This is a genomic window from Actinophytocola algeriensis, from assembly GCF_014203735.1.
Lineage (GTDB): Bacteria > Actinomycetota > Actinomycetes > Mycobacteriales > Pseudonocardiaceae > Actinophytocola > Actinophytocola algeriensis.
Genome location: NZ_JACHJQ010000004.1, coordinates 595,152 through 613,934, shown reverse-complemented (window position 1 = coordinate 613,934; position 18,783 = coordinate 595,152). Strand labels below are relative to the sequence as shown.

The window sequence follows — 18,783 nt, the reverse complement described above, 5'->3', positions numbered from 1 at the left end:
CGGCGCGTTCAGCGCTCCGGCCAGTGCCAGGACGGCTGGTCGAGCAGGCCCTGGCCGTCGAGCGTGGTGGTGCTGTCGGTCTTGGCGAGGGTCAGCACGGTCGCCTTCGGCAGTGCGTCGACCAGGCGTGCCGCGTGGGTGACCACCACGACCTGGCTGCGGGTCGCCGCCGTGGTGATCAGGCTCGCCAGTGACGGCAGCAGGTCCGGGTGCAGGCTGGTCTCCGGCTCGTTCAGGACCAGCAGTTCCGGCGGCCGCTGGGTGAGCAGGGCCGCCACCCACAGCAGGTACCGGAGCGTGCCGTCGGACAGCTCGGCCGCGTCGAGCGGGCGGAGCAGCCCGTGCTGGTGGAACCGCAGGCCGAAGCGGCCCTCGACGCTCGTCACCTCCACCCGCGAGCCGGGGAAGGCGTCCGTGACCGCGTCCGCCAGCTCCCCCGCCGCGCCCTGCTCGACGATCGTCCGCAGTGCGGCGGGCAGGTCGGCGCCGTCATGACCGAGAACCGGCGTCCTGGTGCCGATGCGGGACTGGCGGGCAGGCGCGTCGCGGTCGGTGCGGAACTGGTCGTAGAACCGCCAGGACCGCATCCGGTCGCGCAGCAGCAGCACCTCCGGCTCGGCCAGCTCGCTCAGCATCGAGTCGGTGAGGCCGATCCTGCCCGGCGCGCCCCACGCACCGCTTGCGTCACGGGCCCGCACCACGTTGCGGGTGCGGTCCGCGAGCAGCGTCGCCGGGCGCAGCACCGGCCCCGCCCACAGCGCCTCGCGCTTGAACTCGGGGTCGAGGCCGAACATGGTCTCCGCCGGGACCGGCATGCCGAGGTCGAGTGCGTAGCCGAACTCGTCGCCGCCGAACCCCAGCCGCAGCGCGACCGGCTTGGTGCGCACGGTCCCCTGCACAGCGCGGCCCTTGCGCACCTTGCCTTCCGGGCCCGCCCACAGCGTCGAGGCGAGACCGCCCTCGCGGGCCAGCGCCGCCACCGCACCACCCAGGGCGGCGTCCGCGAGCAGCCGCAACGCCCGGTAGAGGCTCGACTTCCCCGCGCCGTTCGCCCCTGTCACCACGGTCAGCGGTGACAGGGGGAGCACGAGCTGCCGCAGCGAGCGGTAGCTCTCGACGGCGAGGGTCTGGATCACGCCTCTACTTCACGCCTGTCGTCCGACCACAGCGTGTGGAACGTGCCTTCCTTGTCCACGCGCTTGTAGGTGTGCGCGCCGAAGAAGTCCCGCAGGCCCTGGATCAGCGACGCGGGCAGCCGGTCGGTGCGCAGCCCGTCGTAGTACGCGAGCGACGAGGAGAACGCGGGCGTCGGGATGCCTGCCTGCGCGGCGTGCACGACGACCCGCCGCCACGCCTCCTGGCCCTCCGCGACCGCGTCCCGGAAGTACGGCGCCACCAGCAGCGACTCGGGGCGCTCGTGCTCGTACGCCTCCTTGATGCGGTCGAGGAAGCGGGCGCGGATGATGCAGCCGCCGCGCCAGATGGTGGCCATCGCGCCGAGGTCGATGTCCCAGCCGTACTCCTCGCTCGCGGCGGCCATCTGGTCGTAGCCCTGCGCGTACGCGACCACCTTCGACGCGTACAGCGCCTTGCGGACGTCGTCGACGAACGTGTCGCGGTCGGCACGGGGCACCGAACCGGGGCCGGGCAGCGCCTTCTGGGCCGCGACGCGCTGCTCGGGGTGGGCGGACAGGGCCCGCGCGAACGTGGCCTCCGCGATGCCGGTCACCGGCACACCGAGGTCGAGCGCGGTCTGCACGGTCCAGCGACCGGTGCCCTTCTGCTCGGCCTGGTCGACGATGACGTCCACGAACGCGTTGCCGGTCGCGGCGTCGACGTGCCCGAGGACCTCCGCGGTGATCTCGATCAGGAACGACTCGAGGTCACCGGAGTTCCACTCGGCGAAGATCTCCGCCAGCTCCTTGGGCGACACGCCGAGCCCGTCCCGCAGCAGGTGGTACGCCTCCGCGATCAGCTGCATGTCGGCGTACTCGATGCCGTTGTGCACCATCTTGACGAAGTGACCGGCGCCGTCCGGGCCGACGTGCACGCAGCACGGGACGCCGTCGACCTGCGCGGCGATCTTCTCGAACATCGGGCCGAGCGTCTGGTACGACTCCTTGGAGCCGCCGGGCATGATGCTCGGGCCGAGCAGCGCGCCCTCCTCACCACCGGAGACGCCGGCACCCACGAAGTGCAGGCCGTGCTCGCGCAGCTGCGCCTCGCGCCGCCTGGTGTCGGCGAAGTGCGCGTTGCCGCAGTCGATGACGATGTCGCCCTCGTCGAGGAGCGGGATGAGCTCCTCGATCACCGCGTCGGTCGGGCCGCCGGCCTTGACCATGATCACGATGCGCCGCGGCCGCTCGAGTGCCGCGACGAAGTCCGCGACCGACTCGGTGGGGACGAAAACACCCTCGTCACCGTGCTCCTCAACGAGCGAGCGGGTGCGGGCCGGCGTGCGGTTGTGCAGCGCGACGGAGAAGCCGTTCCGCGCGAGGTTGCGGGCCAGGTTGCGGCCCATGACCGCAAGCCCGGTGACACCGATCTGTGCCTGAGTTGCCATGGTGCACACTCTGCCTGAGGACGCTCCGTGACGCATCAGCCCTCGTCAGGGGGATCCAGTTCCTCGCGGAGGATGTCGTCGATCTTGCGGGCGGCCCGCCGGAGCGCACGGACGGCCGCGACCACGAGCACGATCAGTACCGCGGCACCGATCGTGATGGCCAGTGCGACCATGGGGTGATCCCGTCGTTTCCGTTGTACCGCCCGCAAATGCGCACCCTACTCGACCACAATGCACCGTGTGCGGTTGCGAGCTGTGGGATACGTGCGGTCCACTCTGCGCAACCGTGTGGTCGCGCGGAGACAGTGCGCGGAGGGCGCGCCGCACGCGTGACCGGAGGTCGACCGGACGTGCGCGGACGCGATGCGTGACCGCACCCCCGGCGCCGGGGGTGATCCTGCCCCCGCCGCGAAATGTCCCGGCCTCCGCCGATGTTGTGCGTGGCATGTGGGATGTCGACGTCGTCGTGATCGGAGCCGGGCAGGCCGGGCTGTCCAGCGCGTACTTCCTGCGCCGCGCCGGGGCGGACTTCGTCGTGCTGGACGCGAACCCCGCACCCGGTGGCGCGTGGCAGCACCGGTGGCCGTCGCTGCGGATGGCGACCGTGCACGGCATCTTCGACCTCCCCGGCATGTCGTTCACCCCGCCCGACCCCCGGGAGCGGGCCGCGACCGCCGTGCCCGCGTACTTCGCCGCCTACGAACGGGAGTTCGGCCTCGACGTGCGGCGCCCCGTCGCCGTGTCCTCGGTCCGCGACCTCGGTGAACGGCTCGGTGTCGAGACGTCGGCCGGTGACTGGGCGGCCCGTGCGGTGATCAACGCGACCGGCACCTGGACCCGCCCGTTCTGGCCGCACTACCCCGGCAGGTTCGACGGCCGCCAGCTCCACACCGCCGACTACCGCGGTCCGGCCGAGTTCGCGGGCAAGCGGGTGCTGGTCGTCGGCGGTGGCACGTCCTCGGTGCAGCTGCAGCTGGAGCTCGCGGAGGTCGCCGAGACGTTCTGGGTCACCCGCAGGCAGCCGGAGTTCCGCACCGGGCCGTTCACCCACGAGTACGGCCGGAAGATCATCGCCCACGTCGACGAGCGCGTCCGGGCCGGGCTGCCGCCGGAGAGCGTGGTCGCCGCGACCGAGCTGTCGCTGACCCCGGAGATCGTGGCGGCACAGGCGAAAGGCCTGCTGAAACGCCGTCCCGTGTTCGACCGCCTGGTGCCGGGCGGGGTGGCGTGGGAGGACGGTTCGACCCTCGACGTCGACGTGATCCTCTGGTGCACGGGCTGGCGCGCCGCCCTCGAACACCTCGCGCCGCTTGGCCTGCGCGGTCCGGGCGGCGGCATCGTCATGGACGGCACACGGGTGGCCGCGGAGCCGCGCCTGCACCTGGTGGGCTACGGCCCGTCGGCCAGCACCGTTGGCGCCAACCGGGCCGGGCGCACCGCGGTCCGGGAGATCCGGCAGCTGCTCGGTATCCCGGCCGCGGCGTGAAACACGCGTAACCCGGTGTGCCTCACCCGATAGTGGGACGTACGAGAATGGACGGGTGCCCAAACCGACGAACCGGTGCCCGTGCGGGACACCCCTCCCCTACGACGAATGCTGCGGCCGCGTGCACTCCGACGCCGCGACCGCACCGACCGCGGAGGCACTGATGCGGTCCCGCTACAGCGCCTTCGCCACCGGCAACGCCGCGTACCTGCTGGACAGCTGGCACCCGGACACGCGGCCGCGCACCCTCACCATCGACCCGGCCCAGCAGTGGACGCGGCTGGAGATCCTCGGCACCACCGGTGGCGGACTGCTGCACGCCGAGGGCACCGTCGAGTTCCGCGCGCACTACCGGCATTCCACGCACGCCGGGGTCCTCCACGAGGTGAGCCGGTTCACGAGAACCGGCGGCCGCTGGGTCTACGTGGACGGCGACACCACCCGGCCCAGATAGCCGTTGTCCAGCAGCCACAGCACGTTCAGCCGCTCCGGCGCGCCGGGCACGAGCGCGCCCGACAGCTGGAACTGCAGCCCGCCGCCGGTCTGGAAGAACCACGGCGCGATCGGCCCGGCCAACACGTCGAACGGCCGGAGCACCTGGTAGCGGTAGTAGTTGCAGCCCGCGGCCGGGTCGCCGACGAGGTTGGACGGCGGGATCGACCGCGTGGTGTACGGCAGCCCGGCCGGGGCGAGGAACCCGCCGTACTCGCTGCCGTAGCGGTCGATCAGCCTGCCGGCGGGCAGGGTCTGCTCCCACTTCACCGGCTCACCGTCGAGTCCGCTCGCGTAGCCGTCGTCGGGTGGGTAGCGCCAGCTGCCCGCGGCCTCGTCGTAGAAGCGGTCCAGGAACACGTCGGCGGGGCGGTATCCGGTGCGGCTGTACCCGAGCAGCTGCACGCCGACGTCTCCGAGCCTCGGCAGTTCCGCCGGGCCGAGGCGGGCGTCCCCGGCGTACAGCTCGACCGAGCAGTCCGTGAGCGAGGAAGGGGCCGCCTGTGCGGGCGGCGCGAGGACGAAGGTCACCAACAGCAAGCCCGCGACCAGCGCGGCGATCCGTCTCATGTCCCCCGACGCTGCCAGGTGACCAGGCCGTGGCGGAACAGGAGCCACCCGATCGAGGACGGAATTGGACCGGTGCGGCGAATGGTGTCACGCAGGCGAACCGGGGTACACAGTCCTCGTGGCCGACCCCATCACCGATGAGCGCATCGCGTCCGTGCTGCGGACGTTCGTCCGTGGCTGCGAGCCCGTGCTGCCACGGCTGCGGGACATCGACGCGGACGTGGCCCCCGACGACACCGAGGTCGACCAGAACCTGCTGCGCAAGGTGCGGCACCGGCTGTCGGAGGTGCGGTGGCCCGGCTCCGCGTCGTGGGCGCGCATGACCGTCGAGGAACGGGCGCACTGGTGGGTGAGCCGGGTCGGCAAGCTGACCGCGCTCGCCGCGTCCGTCACCGGGCTCGCGGGCGCGCTCGGCGACCGGCTGCCGCTGCAGGACGTGCTCGGCGCGGCCGGGCAGGGCCTGCTGCTGTGCGCCATCGCCGGTGAGCACGGCGTCGAGGACCGGGAGACCCGCGTGCGGCTGCTGGCCGCGGTGCTGTTCGAACGCGATCTGGATCCGGCCGTCGCCGCCGGTTCGGGCGCGGACGACCCCGAACTCGCACCCGAGCCGCCAGCGGGCCGCAAGATCGGGCTGAAGTCCGCCGCGAAGTGGCTGTGGCGGCAGGGTAGGCTCCTGCTCGCAGTGCAGGACGAGCTGGGGAAGCGCCCGCACGGCCGGTTCTACCACCGCGCGCTGGGCATGCTGCCCGTCGTCGGGATGGCAGGCGACTACCTCGGTGAACGCTCGGCGCTCAAGCGCGCCGCGAAAGCGGCGGACCGCTGGTTGCATTCGGCAGGTTCCGATCCGAATCGCGTCTAATGAGTGGCAATAATGTGGTAATGGGCGCGGCAATTGACCTGATCTACTGACAGTTACCGCCCACCCCTCTTTTGTGACTCGATCCCGCCACCAATAGGTTACGAACCCACACCATTTGTAGGCCTGGGGCAAAACGTGACGGGAGCATGATGCGTATGCGAAGCGACCAATTCATCGCCGGGGAATGGCGCACCGGTTCGATGGACAAGGTTCTGGTGGACCGCAACCCGTTCGACGGCTCGACGATCGCGGAGTTCAACTGCGCGAGCGTCGAGGACGTCGACGAGGCCTACCGGGCCGCGGAGCGCGCCAAGTCCGAGTGGGACAGGGTCAACCCCTATGCCAAGCGGGCTGTGTTCGAGCGGGCGGTCCGCTACGTGGAGGACCACACCGACCAGATCGTCGACATCATCATCGACGAACTGGGTGGCACACGACTGAAGGCACACTTCGAGATCGGCCTCGTCATCGACATGCTCAAGGAGGCCGCGACATTTCCGCTGCGCATGGACGGACGGATCCTGCCGTCCCCCACTGACGACAAGGAGAACCGGGTCTACCGGGAACCGGTCGGTGTCGTCGGGGTCATCAGCCCCTTCAACTTCCCGTTCTTCCTCGGCATGAAATCCGTCGCGCCCGCGCTCGGGGCGGGCAACGGTGTCGTGCTCAAACCGCACGAGGACACCCCGATCGTCGGCGGCACGCTCATCGCCGAGGTCTTCGAGGCCGCGGGCCTGCCCGCCGGCCTGCTGAACGTCGTGATCACCGAGATCCCCGCGATCGGTGACGCGTTCGTCGAGCACCCGGTGCCACGCGTCATCTCGTTCACCGGCTCGGCCGCGGTGGGCAGGCACGTCGCGGAGGTGGCGGTCCGCAACTTCAAGAAGCCGATCCTGGAACTGGGCGGCAACAGCGCGCTGATCGTCCTGCCGGACGCGGACCTCGAGGTGGCGGTGAACGCGGCCGTGTTCAGCCGCTTCACGCACCAGGGCCAGGTGTGCATGTCGGCCAACCGGGTCCTCGTGCACCGCGACGTGTTCGACGAGTTCGCGTCCCGCTACGTCGCGAAGGCCCAGTCGCTCCCGGTCGGCGACCCCCGCGACCCGGACACCATCCTCGGTCCGCTCATCAACCAGCGGCAGGCCGACCGGCTGGCCGAGCAGGTGGAACGGGGCATCGCCGACGGTGCGCGGCCGCTGCTGCGCGGCGGAGTCCTCGATCCGGCCAACGGCACCCTGTTCCACCCGACGGTGCTGACCGACGTCACCCCGGAGATGTCGGTGATGCAGGAGGAGCTGTTCGGTCCGGTGGTGTGCCTGGTGCCGTTCGACACCGAGGACGAGGCGGTGGACATCGCGAACGACACCCGCTTCGGCCTGTCGGGCGCCATCCACACCCGCAACCTCGACAAGGGCGTGGAGCTGGCGAAACGCATCCACACCGGCATGGTCCACATCAACGACTCGACCATCGCCGACGAGCCGATCGTCCCCTTCGGCGGCGAGAAGCAGTCCGGTCTCGGCCGCATGAACGGTGACTGGAGCCTGGACGAGTTCACGACGCTGAAGTGGATCTCGATCCACCGGGGCCGCGCCCAGTTCCCGTACTGACGCACAATGGCGGCATGGTCCTTCGCTATGCCGCCTTCACCACGGATCCGACGACGGGCAACCCGGCGGGAGTCGTACTCGACGCCGCCGGGCTGCCCGACGCCGAGATGCAACGCATCGCCGCGGAGGTGGGCTATTCGGAAACAGCGTTCGTCACCGGAACCGGCCCGCGCTACGCGGTCCGCTACTTCAGCCCGCTGGCGGAGGTCCCGTTCTGCGGCCACGCCACGATCGCGACGGCGGTGGCCCTGGCCGACCGCGACGGCCAGGGCGAGTTGGTCTTCGACACGCAGGCGGGCGAGATTCCGGTTCGGACGGAAGGCCGGACGGCGAGCCTGACGAGCGTCCCGACCAGGTCCCGGCCCGCCTCGCCCACCGAACTCGCGGGCGCGTTGTCCGCGTTGCGCTGGTCGCCTGCTGACGTCGACCCGTCGTGGCCAGCGCACGTCGCGTTCGCGGGGAACGACCACCTGGTGCTGGCGGCGCGGAGCCGCGACCGGCTGGCGGAGCTGGACTACGACTTCCCGGCACTGCAGACGTTGATGGCACAGGCCGGGTGGACGACGGTGCACCTGTTCTGGCGTGCCGGTGAGCGGGAGTTCCACGCCAGGGACCCGTTCCCGCCGGGTGGCGTCGTGGAGGACCCGGCGACGGGCGCGGCCGCGGCGGCGTTCGGCGGCTACCTGCGTGCGCTGGACCGCGCTCCTGCGGAGTTCACGATCATCCAGGGCGAGGACATGGGGCGCCGCAGCGAACTGACCGTTCGCACGTCGCCGGACGACGCCCGGATCACGGTCTCCGGCACGGCGACCCTGATCCCGTCCTGACGCTCGACCTGGGTTTGGGTCCCCCCGCCGGACGGGCAGGTCTCCGGGGTGGCGGGGGCGTTGTTCGGTCGCGTCGGGTGCGGGCCGGGCTGGTGTGCGTCCGCGTAGTTCAGGGCAGGTCCTCGACGCGGAACGCGGTCCGGTACGTGCGGGTCTCCCCCGGCTCCAGCCACGTCATCGTGCCGTTGTCGCGGGCGGCCCTGTCGCCTGTCACGTGGTGGGTCGACGGTTCCAGGCCGATCGCGTAGTTGCCCGCGCGCAGGTTGAGCCACTCGAAGAAGTGCGGGAACTCCTCGAGGGACCAGTGCACGCTCACCGCCATGCCCAGGCGCTCGTTGACCACCGCGGCCCTGCCCGCTGTCAACCTGTGTGCGTAGACCTGTTCCACGAAACCCGGGATCGGGGCCGGCAGCACCACGTTGTCGACGCCCTGCTCGTCAACGCTGTCCGACCGCCACAGGGTTTCCTCGACCGGGGCGTCGAAGCGCGCACCCTCGTCGAGCAGCGGCCAGCCCAGGTTGATGTGGTACAGGAACATGTGCGGCATCGGCTCGAACGCCGGGTTGTGCACCGTGTCGATGAGCCTGATCTCGTTGCCGCCCAGGTCCGCCTCGATGCGCCGGACGAGTGTCAGGTTCTCCGCGAACACCGCCGCCTGACGGATCTCGCCCTCGGCCCACAGCACGCAGCGGTCACCGTCCCAGGTGGAGCCGTAACCTGACAGGCGTGCGGGGATGTTCGACACCCGGCCGTGCAGGCCGTGCTGGACGGAAGCACGCGGCGGGTAGCGATAACCGGACGCGTCCACCGAGTCGCCGAACAGCGTGTGGTCCAGGCCACCCGTCACCACGAGGCCCGAGAACGACCGCAGCCACGACAGGCCGTCCTCGTCCGCGTGTTCGTGCAGGCCCGGATGGCGGAAGCCGGTCGGTGAGCGCCAGCCGAACGCGCGGCCGCGGTGTTCCGCGGCACCGATGTCCATCGCGCGGTCGACCAGCACCTCGAACCGCAGGCCGGTGCCCGTGCTGAACTCCAGCGCGCGCACCCCGCGTTCCACGCCGTCCGACAGCGTCACCAGGCGCACCCCGCCCGCGCCACCCCGCGCCGCCAGCTCCCGCGCACCGTAGGTCTGTCCATACAGGTCTGTCATGTCATCACCCAGCCACCGTTGACCTCGATCGTCTGCCCTGTCACGAACGACGACTCCCGTCCCGTCAGGAACGCCACCACCGCCGCCAGCTCGTCCGGTCTGCCGCGCCGCTTCAGCGCCTGGCGTTCCAGCACGAACGCCTGGTACGCCTCGGGATCGTCGTGGATCTCCTCCGCCGCGGTCGGGAACGCGCCAGGGGACACGCAGTTCACCCGGATCTCGTGCGGGCCCAGCTCGCGGGCGAGCGCCCTCGTGAGCGCGGCCGCGGCGCCCTTCGTCGCGACGTACGCGGCGAGGTCCGGCCAGCCGCCGTGCGTGGTGATCGACGCGACGTTCACGATGGCGCCGCCACCCGCCGCGATCATGCCCGGCACCACCGCCTGCGCCGCCACCCAGTAGGCGCGCTGGTTCACGGCGTGCACGGCGTCGTACTCGGCCAGCGCCACGTCGAGGAACGGGCGGGCCGGGTAGATCGCGGCGTTGTTGACCAGCACGTCGACCGTGCCGAGGCCGGCGATCGCGGTGCGCAGCGCGTCGGCGTCGCGGAGGTCGACGACCAGCGGCCGCACCTCCCCGCTCGCCAGCCGGACGGTCTCGTCCAGCGCGGCGGCGTCGATGTCCAGAGCCGCGACGACATCGCCGCGTGAAGCGAGGCGAAGCACCGTGGCTCGGCCCAGCGCGCCACCTGCCCCGGTGACCAGTGCTGTGGTCACGCGTGCCTCCATTCCTGGTAGCGGCTGAACAACCTGACGTGTGTTCGGGGATCGCGGGCGGCCACGCCGTCGCGCAGCAGCCGCGACCCCTCGGTCTGGAACCGGATGTAGCCGGGGTCCCTCGGCCGCACCCACGCCCGCTCCAGCGTGTCGAACGTGGACATCGACGTGCGGCGGTCAGCGGGCTGGCCACCGTGTGCCGGGAACAGGTCGCACTGCACGTCCGGTGCGATGAGCCTGCGCACCACCGCGCGCGCCGCATCCGGGTCCGCCTTGCGGGACACCGCGATCCCGGTACCGCCGAGGACGCTGCCGATTCCGGCGGGTCCGGCCGGCGCGTCCGAATAGGACAGTGTTGGGTAGCCCACATAGCCGTACACCAGTGGGCAGTACCGGGGCCCGCCCGACGACATCGCGGTCAGGATCCCGATCGGGTTGCGCTGCCACAGATCCGTGTCCGCGCGCGCGAGCAGCTCGGTCATCACCTCGACGGCCCGTTCACCCACCTCGGCGTCGGTGAACGGCTCCGCGCCGAACGCCAGGCACAGCGAGAAGAACATCAGCAGCGCGTGCGGCCCGCCGAGGCACGGCGTCACCGGGCCGTCGAACGCGAGCACCTCGTCCCACGTCCTCGGCTGGTCGGCGAACGTCGCCGCCGACACCTGCGCCGCCGCGTCGATCGGCAGCGCCCACGTCCGTCCACCCAGGACGTACGAGTCGTAGCTGGCGCCGATCGTCCCGGCCCGCCACGCCGCCAGCTCGGCGGAGCCGAGCAGGTCCTCCATCGGCACCAGCGAACCGGCCGCGTCGCCAAGACCGGGGTGGTCGATGACGAGCAGGTCGTACTCCGCCGCCAGCTCGGCGATCGGCGTCGACTCGAAGCCCTCCAGGGGCTGCCGCGCCCACGCCACCCCGCCCTCGCGGCGGGCCAGCTCGTCGAGCGGCCCGTACCCGCGCGGGTGGTCCCACGTCAGGCCCTGCACGGCGCGACCACCGCCTTCCCGTCGACGAGCGCGGCGATCCGGTCGGCCGGGTAGCCCAGGTCGGCGAGGATCTCCCGCGAGTGCTCGCCGGTGGTCGGCGCACCGCGGCGCACCTCGGGTGGCGTGGCGCTGAAACCGTACGGGAACCCGGGTGTCGTCACCGGGCCCTCGGTGTGGTGCTCGTACCTGACGAACGATCGGTTGTGCCGCACCTGCGGGTCGTCGAGCAGGTCCGCGTACGAGTACACCGGCCCGGCCCAGATATCGGCGTCGTGCAGTCGTGCCAGCCACTCCTCGGTCGTCCGCTCCGGCAGCCGGGCCCGCACCAGCGCGGTGATCTCGTCGCGGCGGGTGTGCCCGTCCACGTCGGTGTCCATGCCGGACAGGGCAGGCAGGTCGAGTGCGGTCGCCAGTGCCGGCAGCGGCGGCATCGCGAGCGCGAGGTGCCCGTCGGCGGTCTCGAACACGCCGTACGGCGCGCGGATGTAGGTGTGGCCGTGTGCCTCGCTCCCCCGCCGCTGCGGCACGCCGCCGACGGTGAACACCGACAGCTCCTGCATCTGCACGGCGATCGCGGCGTCGAGCATGTTCACGGTGACCTTCTGGCCCTCACCGGTGCGTTCCCGGTGCAGCAGCGCGGCCAGCGCGCCCTCGAACGCGCTGTACGCGGTGATCGCGTCGACCGCGTACGTCCCGGCGGGCAGCGGCGGGTCGGCCTCCCGCCCCACGCTGTACATGGCCCCGCTCATGGCCTGCAGCAACAGGTCCTGGCCGGGGCGCTGCGCGTACGGGCCGTCCTCGCCGTAGCCGGAGATCGACACGTACACGATCCTCTGGTTGACCGCGCGCACCGACTCGTAGTCCAGCCCGAGCCGTGCCGCCACGCCGGGCCGGTAGTTCTGCAGGAACACGTCACCGGTGCGGATCAGGTCGTGGACGACCTCACGACCGTCAGGTGACTTCAGGTCGACCGCCAGGCTGCGCTTGTTGCGGTTGAGCGACAGGAACGACGGGTTCACCACCGACCCCGTCGCGCCGCCCGCGGGTGCGTGCCGCTGCCACTCACCGCTCGGCGGCTCGACCTTCACGACGTCCGCGCCCAGGTCGCCGAGCCGCATCGCGGCCAGCGGCCCGGCCATCGCGATCGACACGTCGACAACTCGATATCCGGAAAGCACTCCCATGATCACTCCCCCGTGAACCGCGGCGGGCGCCGCTGCGCGAACGCGGCACGGCCCTCCGCCGCGTCCGCTGTGGACAGGCAGAAGGCCTGCAGGTCCCGCTCGTAGCGGATGGCCTGCTCGACCGGCATCGAGTACGCGGCCCGCAGGTTGGCCTTCGCGGTCTGCGCGGCGATCGGCGCCCGCGACGCGATGGTCTCCGCCAGTGACACCGCCTTCGCCAGCAGCTCGTCCGGCGGCACGACCGCCGACACCAACCCCCACGCAAGCGCTTGCGCCGCGTCGATCGGGTCCCCGGTGAGCAGCATCAACGCCGCGTTGGACGGCCCGACGCCGTGCGCGAGCAGCGCGGACTGGCCGCTGCCGCCGATCCACCCGAGCTTGATCTCCGGGGCCGCGAAGGAGGCCGACGACGCCGCCAGCCGGATGTCGCACGCCATGGCCAGCTCCAGCCCGCCGCCGTACGCGAACCCGTTGACCGCCGCGAGCACGGGCTTGCGGATCGACCGGATCGTGTCGCCGTAGTCGGCGCGGTTGCGGAAGTCCCACGGCGTCGCGTACCGGTCCAGCTCACCGACGTCGCTGCCCGCGCAGAACGCGCGGTCCCCGGCCCCGGTCAGCACGACCACGCGCACGTCCCGGTCCGCGTCCAGCGCCGCGGCGTGCGCACGCAGGTCCTCGGCCATCTCCGGGGTGATCGCGTTGCGCTTGGCCGGCCGGTTCAGCGTCAGCACCGCGACCGGCCCGTCGACCACACAGTCCACTTCGGACACACTTGCGCGGTCGACGTTGTCGTGCCTAGGTTTCTGGTTGAGGACATCCCCACCAGGAGCGAGGTCAGCCGTGCTCATCGTTCGTTTCCTTTCCCCGGGCGCCGATCGCCCGTCCGTCGGGGTCCGCGCCGCGGACACCGTCACCGAGCTGCCGGTCGCCGGCCTCGGCGAGCTGCTGGGCCTGCCGCTCACCGAGCTGCGTGCCGCGCTCGCCACGACCGGCGCCGTCCACGACGCCGCCGACGTGCGGCTGCTGCCGCCGGTGGACCAGCGGATGGAGGTGTGGGCCGCCGGCGTCACCTACCAGCGCTCGCGCGAGGCCCGGATCACCGAGAGCGAGCGGTCCGCCGACGTGTACGACCTGGTGTACGACGCGGAGCGGCCCGAGTTGTTCTTCAAGTCCTCGGCCTGGCGGGTCACCGGCGACGGCGAGTCCGTTTCGGTGCGGACCGACTCGGAGATCGACGTGCCGGAACCGGAGCTGGGCCTGGTCGTCAACGCCCACGCCGAGATCGTCGGGTACACGGTCGTCAACGACATGAGCTCGCGGAGCATCGAGGGCGTCAACCCGCTCTACCTCCCGCAGGCGAAGATCTATCTGGGTGGCTGTGCCGTCGGCCCCGGCATCCGGCCGGTGTGGGAGGTCGCGGACCCGTACGCCCTCGCCATCGAGCTGGTGATCCACCGCGACGGCGAGGTCGTGTGGTCCGGCGAGACCAGCACGTCCTTGCTGCGGCGCAAGTTCGACGAGCTGACCGGTTACCTGTTCCGCGCCGACGTGTTCCCCGACGGGGTGGTCCTGGCGACCGGTACCGCGCTGGTGCCGGACCTGCCGTTCACCCTCGCCGCGGGCGACCGGGTCGCGATCACCGTCGGCGAGGTCGGCACCCTGACGAGCACTGTGGTGTCCGGCAAGGAGGGCATGAGCTGGCTGGCTGACAGTCGTTAGGTACGTGGGGGCCGGGCCGCCCCGGCCCCCACGCCGGTTCACCTCGTCGGCGGGACCGTGGCCGGCGGCTTCTCGAACGGGAAGTCGTCGGTGACGCCGATCTTGTCGTACTCCATGCGCGAGGAGTCGAAACCGGTCGCCCAGTTCGCGTTGGTCACCTCGTTGCACTGGTAGCTCTGGTACTTGTCGTCGGTGACCGTGCCGACCTCGATGTCGGAGAACCGGAACCCGCAACCACCGGCGTCCATGTGCACGCCTCGGGTGCCGCTGTCCGGCATCGACGCGTCCGGGAGCACGTCGCCGATGACGACCTGCGAGACGTAGTTGTCCACGGTGTGCGGCTCGAAGTTGTCGACGCCGTAGGTGTAGAACGCACCCATGTCACCGCTGTCGAGCCCGGCCCGCTGCAGGTTGAGGTAGGAGAAGGTGTTCTCCTTCGCGTAGTTGTCCTCGGCCCGCACTTCTGGCCGGACCTCGAGGCTGATCGCGTACCGCGCGCTGTGGTCGATGTAGCTGTGGCTGACCTCGTTGTGGCCGGTGTTCATCAGCTCGACCCCGGACGCGTCGCCCGGCACCAGCTCGCCGAAGTAGCGGATGTAGTTGTTGGTGAACAGGTGGTGGCCCGTGATGTCACCCTCGCCCGGGTAGCCGCCCTCGACCTTGATGCCGTCGGCGCCGAGGTTCTCCAGCAGGCTGCCCCTGACCGTCAGGTGGTCGTTGGCGAACAACGCGTACACCGCGGTCCAGCCGGTGTCGCTGATGTGCATGTTCTGCAACGTGACGTGCGAGGTGTTGGTCAGGTGGACCGCACCCGCCCGGTGCCTCGGCATCTCGATCTGCCGGTCGTACTCGGCGTACTCGTGCTCGACGCCGGAGTCACCGTCACTGATCCAGCCGTTGCGGTACCAGCGGAAGTAGTCCGAGTACTGGACGCCGAGCCCGTCGAACACGATGTCGTGCGCGCGCTTGTCCGCCTCGCTGCCCGCGACCTTGAGGACCGTGGTCGTGTCCGGCCGGTACACCGAGTCGTCGTCCGGCGCGCCGTGCTTGGGCCAGTAGTAGACCTCGCCGTTCTTGTAGTCGACGTAGTACTCACCCGGCTGGTCGAGGAACTCCGGCGCGTTCTGCAGGAAGTACCGGGAACCACCGCGGCTGTTGATCAGCGCGTACCGCGACCAGAACTCGAACGTCGCCTGGTTCTTCGGGAAGTTGACGCTCTCGATCGGGATGGTGTCGGTGAACCAGCTCCAGCTGCCGCCGGACCAGATCGTCACCGAGGCCTGCGAGAGATCCCACTCCGGGTTCCACTCACCGGGGTTGTAGTACAGCCACGACCGCACGCCCTCCTTCTCGGGCTCGTACAGCGTGGAGGTGAGGTAGGGCGCCCACGTCTCGGGCGTCGCGCGGTTCGGGTGGCGTGCGACGGTGGCCCGCTCGCCCTTCTCGAACAGCGTGTAGAACGGCTTGCTCTTGTCGAACGACGCCTTGTAGACCTCGCCCTGGTACGGCTGCCACCCGGTGATCGGGGTGCCGCCGAGCAGCTTCGCCTTGCCGGGGCCGTCCGCGCTGCGGTAGACGACCTGGTGGCCGTTCGAGCCGGAGTCGGTCTCGTCGAACTCGATCGCGGCCGACACGGTGTAGTCGCCCTGCGCCAGGTTGACGTGGATGTCGCAGCGCATGCCGCGGCCGTTCCAGCCCTTGTCGCTGATCACGTCGCGGGCACGGTCGACGGTCTGCCACGGGTGCTCCTTCGACCCGTCGGCTTTGTCGTCGCCCTGCGGGGACACGTACAGCTCACGTGGCTTGCAGTCACCGCGGTCCTGCGCTTGCGCGCCGGTGGCCGCGGTGACGAAGCCCGCGACGAGCGCGGCTCCGATCACCGCCTGTAAGAGTTTCGTGCGCATGTGTGCTCCTTTGCGTCACAGTGCCTGGTTGTCGCGCCAGGTCTCGAACTCGGCGCGGGTGTCCGGGGTGAGTGGGTAGTACTCGGAAAGCCGGGCGCCCTCTTCCAGCCGGGAGCGGCTGAACTTCTCCCACTCCTCGTGGTCTCGGGCGGACTCGATCACGTCGGGTGCCTTGCGGCGCGGCACGACCACGGCACCGTCGTCGTCCGCGACGACGAGGTCACCGGGCAGGGCCAGCACGCCGCCGACCGCGACCGGCACGTGGTAGGCCCACGGGAACAGCTCGGCCTGGGACGCGTAGTGCGGGGTGGTGCCGGTGCACCAGATCGGCACGCCGAGCTGGCTCACGCGCGGCGAGTCCCGGATGCGGCCGTCGACCACGATGCCCGCGCCGCCCTTGCGTTTGAAGTAGCGGACGAGCATGTCGCCGAAGCAGCCGGTGAACGCGCTGCCGTACGCCTGCACGACCAGCACGTCACCGGGCTGGATCTCCTCCAGCACGGCCCACAGCGCGGTGCTGCGTTCGACGTACTCCTGCGCGACCCCGGACGCGATGTCCTCGCGCTGCGGCATGAACTGCAGTGTCACCGCGCGCCCGGCGACCTTCTGCCCGCCCACCAACGGTTTCGGGCCTTCGACGAAGGTGCGCCGGATGCCCTGCTGGTGCAGTTTCGCGCAGGCGGTGGCCGAGCTGACGGTGGCGAGTCCGCGCACCAGTTGGGGGTCGGCCGGGCCCGGGTCGATGCCGCGGACCGGCAGGTCCCACACCGGCGCCGGTGTCTCGCCGTTGTTCTCCACTCGTGGCTCCTTTACAGACTCTGGTGTGCGGGCCGGTAGGCACGCGGGGTCAGGTGCAGGTCCAGCCGGATCCCGTGGCCTGGTGGGATCTCCACCTCGACGCGGGGCCCGCCGACCTCGACGGTCTGTTCGTCGGTGGTCGTGGGCGGCGCGGTGTAGGCGCGCGGGTCGCCGGGATAGCCGGGTGCCGCGCGGTCGTGGGTCACGCGGTCGATGCGGTGCTCGCCGAAGCCGCCCGCCTGCACGACGACCTGACGCGTGTCAGCCGGTCCGGTGTGGACCAGTTCGACGCGGACATGGTCGTCGGTGGCGGCGGTGACCAGTGCGGCGACGTCCGGCGGCAGGCCGGGGCGGCGGCGGTCGGCGTCGAAGTACGCCAGCCGGGTGGGCAGGAGGCCGCCGTTGTAGAGGACCTGCGGGGTGCCGGTGGTCAGCTGCAGCAGCGTTTCCGTGAGGACCGGGTTGTGGCGCTGCCAGTGGTGCACGTGGACGGTCGCCGGGTCGGCGTGGTCGGCCTCGATCAGCGCAAGCCTGCGGGCGACCTGGCCCAGTGAGGCCAGCAGCGCCTCTTCCGGGAAGCCGGGGTTGGCGCCGCGCAGGAACTCCAGCCACGGGGCTTCGTGCCCGGCCTCTTCCTTGTTCCGGAAGGAACGGACGGTCGCCCAGTCGTAGCCGCTGGCCTCGCGGAGGCGGGCCAGCCGGTCGCGGTCGGCCTGTTGCCCCGCCGCCTGCCACAGCCACGCCGACAGGCCGAGCTGTGGTGGCTGGAAGTCGAACCAGCCGCGGTCGCTGTGCCGGTTCGGGACCAGCAGCGTCTCGACGGTGGTGTCCAGCTCGGCTTCCCAGCGGTCGCGGATGCTCATGTCGGTGCCGTCGACCGTGCCGCGGATGCCGTGCTGTTCCACGGCATCCAGCGGCCCGCGGCCGATGTCGAGCCGGTCCGCGTCGCCGGTCAGCAGCACGGTGTTGAGCGCGGCGATCACCGCGGCGGCGCCGACGGAGTAGACGCCGTGCGGCCAGGCCCAGCCGTAGTTGCCGCCGTACCAGCGTCCGTCGTGCAGCTCGCCGACCACGCCGCGCGGGCCGATGTTGTCGGGCAGCACACCGTCGTTCGCGGCGGCGCGTTCCCGCCACGCGTCGACGTACTCGAGGGCCCAGTCGCGGTAGCGGTCCTCGTGGTCGTACAGCCAGGCGTTCACGGCGAGGCTCGTCGCGGCCAGGTTCACGGCCGTGTCGCCGCGCCCGATCCGCGCTTCCATGGCAGCACCCATCGCGCTGGCCTTCCCGGGGTCCTCGAGATCGGCCCACTCCGTGACGCCGGGCACGTCCGGGAGCGGCAACCCGAAGGGGCGCATGGACTTCAGGTCCGCGTGGTAGGACAGCCACTCGTCGTTGATGCCGTACCGCGGGCCGCCCGCGCCGTTGTGGGGTGCGCGGATGGTCCGGGTGGCCGGGTCGTAGTTGCCCGTCGGCGAGCCCGGCAGGTACAGCTCGGCGAACCGGCGGGCCCGGTCCCGGAAGGCCACGTCCGTCGGGTCGGCCGCGCAGATGCCGTAGAACAGCAGCAGTGACTCGCCCTGGTGGAACCAGTCGTAGCCGCGTTCGAACTCGTCGACCAGGTAGCCCGCCTCGGTGAGCTGCGTGGTCACGCCCTCCCAGTGGTGCTTCGCGGCGGCCAGGAGGTCGTCGGCGCCGCCCAGCTGGTAGAGCGTTGGCCAGTTGAAGAACGCCTCGTAGAAGTCGTCGGCACCGTCGCGGCTCTCCCCCTCGCCGAGGAAGATCAGGCGGCCGTCTGGTTCGCAGTAGCGCGCCGCGAAGGTGCGCCACGCGGTGTCGAGGGCGTCGAACAGCCGTCTTTCGAGCAGGGCCCAGCTCGGTGGCGCGCCGAGGGGAACGGTCGCGGCCACCGTGGGGGTGGCAGTCAC

18 protein-coding genes are annotated in these 18,783 nt (G+C 71.1%); 6 read left to right on the top strand and 12 right to left on the bottom strand.

Features of this window, described 5'->3' with window-relative positions; all coding sequences use genetic code 11:
- Window positions 1–8: 8 nt before the first annotated feature.
- From FHR82_RS20785 to FHR82_RS20775, 3 genes are read right to left on the bottom strand one after another with little or no spacing between them, the layout of a single operon-like run.
- Complete coding sequence (locus FHR82_RS20785) at window positions 9–1,136, bottom strand: AAA family ATPase (protein ID WP_184812115.1); 1,128 nt, start codon at window positions 1,134–1,136, stop codon at window positions 9–11.
- A complete protein-coding gene (gnd, locus tag FHR82_RS20780; protein WP_184812114.1) occupies window positions 1,133–2,563 on the bottom strand; it encodes an NADP-dependent phosphogluconate dehydrogenase in 1,431 nt (476 codons plus the stop codon). The genes FHR82_RS20785 and gnd overlap by 4 nt, the downstream gene beginning before the upstream one ends.
- Window positions 2,564–2,598: 35 nt before the next feature.
- Entirely contained in the window at window positions 2,599–2,736 is a 138-nt protein-coding gene (locus FHR82_RS20775) for a hypothetical protein (RefSeq protein ID WP_184812113.1), read from the bottom strand.
- A gap of 272 nt (window positions 2,737–3,008) precedes the next feature.
- On the opposite strand from FHR82_RS20775, the gene FHR82_RS20770 reads away from it, so the two are divergent.
- Complete coding sequence (locus tag FHR82_RS20770; RefSeq protein ID WP_184812112.1) at window positions 3,009–4,049, top strand: flavin-containing monooxygenase; 1,041 nt, start codon at window positions 3,009–3,011, stop codon at window positions 4,047–4,049.
- A gap of 121 nt (window positions 4,050–4,170) precedes the next feature.
- Complete coding sequence (locus FHR82_RS20765) at window positions 4,171–4,503, top strand: YchJ family protein (protein ID WP_376706428.1); 333 nt, start codon at window positions 4,171–4,173, stop codon at window positions 4,501–4,503.
- On the opposite strand, the gene FHR82_RS20760 is transcribed toward FHR82_RS20765, so the two are convergent.
- A complete protein-coding gene (locus FHR82_RS20760; RefSeq protein WP_184812111.1) occupies window positions 4,470–5,111 on the bottom strand; it encodes a TNT domain-containing protein in 642 nt (213 codons plus the stop codon). The genes FHR82_RS20765 and FHR82_RS20760 overlap by 34 nt on opposite strands.
- 118 nt (window positions 5,112–5,229) lie before the next feature.
- On the opposite strand from FHR82_RS20760, the gene FHR82_RS20755 reads away from it, so the two are divergent.
- The 3 genes from FHR82_RS20755 to FHR82_RS20745 all read left to right on the top strand — a co-directional run bounded on the left by FHR82_RS20755 (window position 5,230) and on the right by FHR82_RS20745 (window position 8,407).
- Entirely contained in the window at window positions 5,230–5,970 is a 741-nt protein-coding gene (locus FHR82_RS20755) for a hypothetical protein (RefSeq protein WP_184812110.1), read from the top strand.
- A gap of 155 nt (window positions 5,971–6,125) precedes the next feature.
- Window positions 6,126–7,580: an aldehyde dehydrogenase family protein gene (locus FHR82_RS20750; RefSeq protein ID WP_225944092.1), complete on the top strand. Its 1,455-nt coding sequence runs from the start codon at window positions 6,126–6,128 to the stop codon at window positions 7,578–7,580.
- 14 nt (window positions 7,581–7,594) lie between these two features.
- On the top strand, window positions 7,595–8,407 hold the full coding sequence (locus FHR82_RS20745; RefSeq protein ID WP_184812108.1) for a PhzF family protein: 813 nt from the start codon (window positions 7,595–7,597) through the stop codon (window positions 8,405–8,407).
- Window positions 8,408–8,516: 109 nt separating this feature from the next.
- Here the strand turns inward: FHR82_RS20745 and FHR82_RS20740 are convergent, their stop codons facing one another.
- Genes FHR82_RS20740 through FHR82_RS20720 form a run of 5 tightly spaced genes read right to left on the bottom strand, consistent with a single transcriptional unit; the run spans window position 8,517 to window position 13,285 of the window.
- A complete protein-coding gene (locus tag FHR82_RS20740; protein WP_184812107.1) occupies window positions 8,517–9,557 on the bottom strand; it encodes an aldose 1-epimerase family protein in 1,041 nt (346 codons plus the stop codon).
- Entirely contained in the window at window positions 9,554–10,270 is a 717-nt protein-coding gene (locus tag FHR82_RS20735) for an SDR family NAD(P)-dependent oxidoreductase (RefSeq protein ID WP_221464017.1), read from the bottom strand. The genes FHR82_RS20740 and FHR82_RS20735 overlap by 4 nt, the downstream gene beginning before the upstream one ends.
- The gene (locus tag FHR82_RS20730) at window positions 10,267–11,253 is read right to left on the bottom strand and encodes a type 2 periplasmic-binding domain-containing protein (RefSeq protein ID WP_184812105.1); all 987 of its coding nucleotides are present in this window, start codon (window positions 11,251–11,253) and stop codon (window positions 10,267–10,269) included. The genes FHR82_RS20735 and FHR82_RS20730 overlap by 4 nt, the downstream gene beginning before the upstream one ends.
- On the bottom strand, window positions 11,241–12,437 hold the full coding sequence (locus FHR82_RS20725; protein WP_184812104.1) for a CaiB/BaiF CoA transferase family protein: 1,197 nt from the start codon (window positions 12,435–12,437) through the stop codon (window positions 11,241–11,243). Before FHR82_RS20725 ends, FHR82_RS20730 begins: the two co-directional genes overlap by 13 nt.
- 2 nt (window positions 12,438–12,439) lie before the next feature.
- Window positions 12,440–13,285 carry an enoyl-CoA hydratase/isomerase family protein gene (locus FHR82_RS20720; RefSeq protein ID WP_184812103.1) on the bottom strand — a complete coding sequence of 282 codons (846 nt, stop codon included), beginning with the start codon at window positions 13,283–13,285 and terminating at the stop codon, window positions 12,440–12,442.
- Between FHR82_RS20720 and FHR82_RS20715 the strand changes: the two genes are divergently transcribed.
- A complete protein-coding gene (locus FHR82_RS20715) occupies window positions 13,278–14,156 on the top strand; it encodes a fumarylacetoacetate hydrolase family protein (RefSeq protein ID WP_184812102.1) in 879 nt (292 codons plus the stop codon). The genes FHR82_RS20720 and FHR82_RS20715 overlap by 8 nt on opposite strands.
- A gap of 38 nt (window positions 14,157–14,194) precedes the next feature.
- Here the strand turns inward: FHR82_RS20715 and FHR82_RS20710 are convergent, their stop codons facing one another.
- Genes FHR82_RS20710 through FHR82_RS20700 form a run of 3 tightly spaced genes read right to left on the bottom strand, consistent with a single transcriptional unit; the run spans window position 14,195 to window position 18,783 of the window.
- A complete protein-coding gene (locus tag FHR82_RS20710) occupies window positions 14,195–16,060 on the bottom strand; it encodes a right-handed parallel beta-helix repeat-containing protein (RefSeq protein WP_184812101.1) in 1,866 nt (621 codons plus the stop codon).
- 15 nt (window positions 16,061–16,075) lie between these two features.
- On the bottom strand, window positions 16,076–16,858 hold the full coding sequence (locus FHR82_RS20705) for an RraA family protein (protein WP_184812100.1): 783 nt from the start codon (window positions 16,856–16,858) through the stop codon (window positions 16,076–16,078).
- Window positions 16,859–16,869: 11 nt separating this feature from the next.
- Complete coding sequence (locus FHR82_RS20700) at window positions 16,870–18,783, bottom strand: DUF8034 domain-containing protein (RefSeq protein ID WP_184812099.1); 1,914 nt, start codon at window positions 18,781–18,783, stop codon at window positions 16,870–16,872.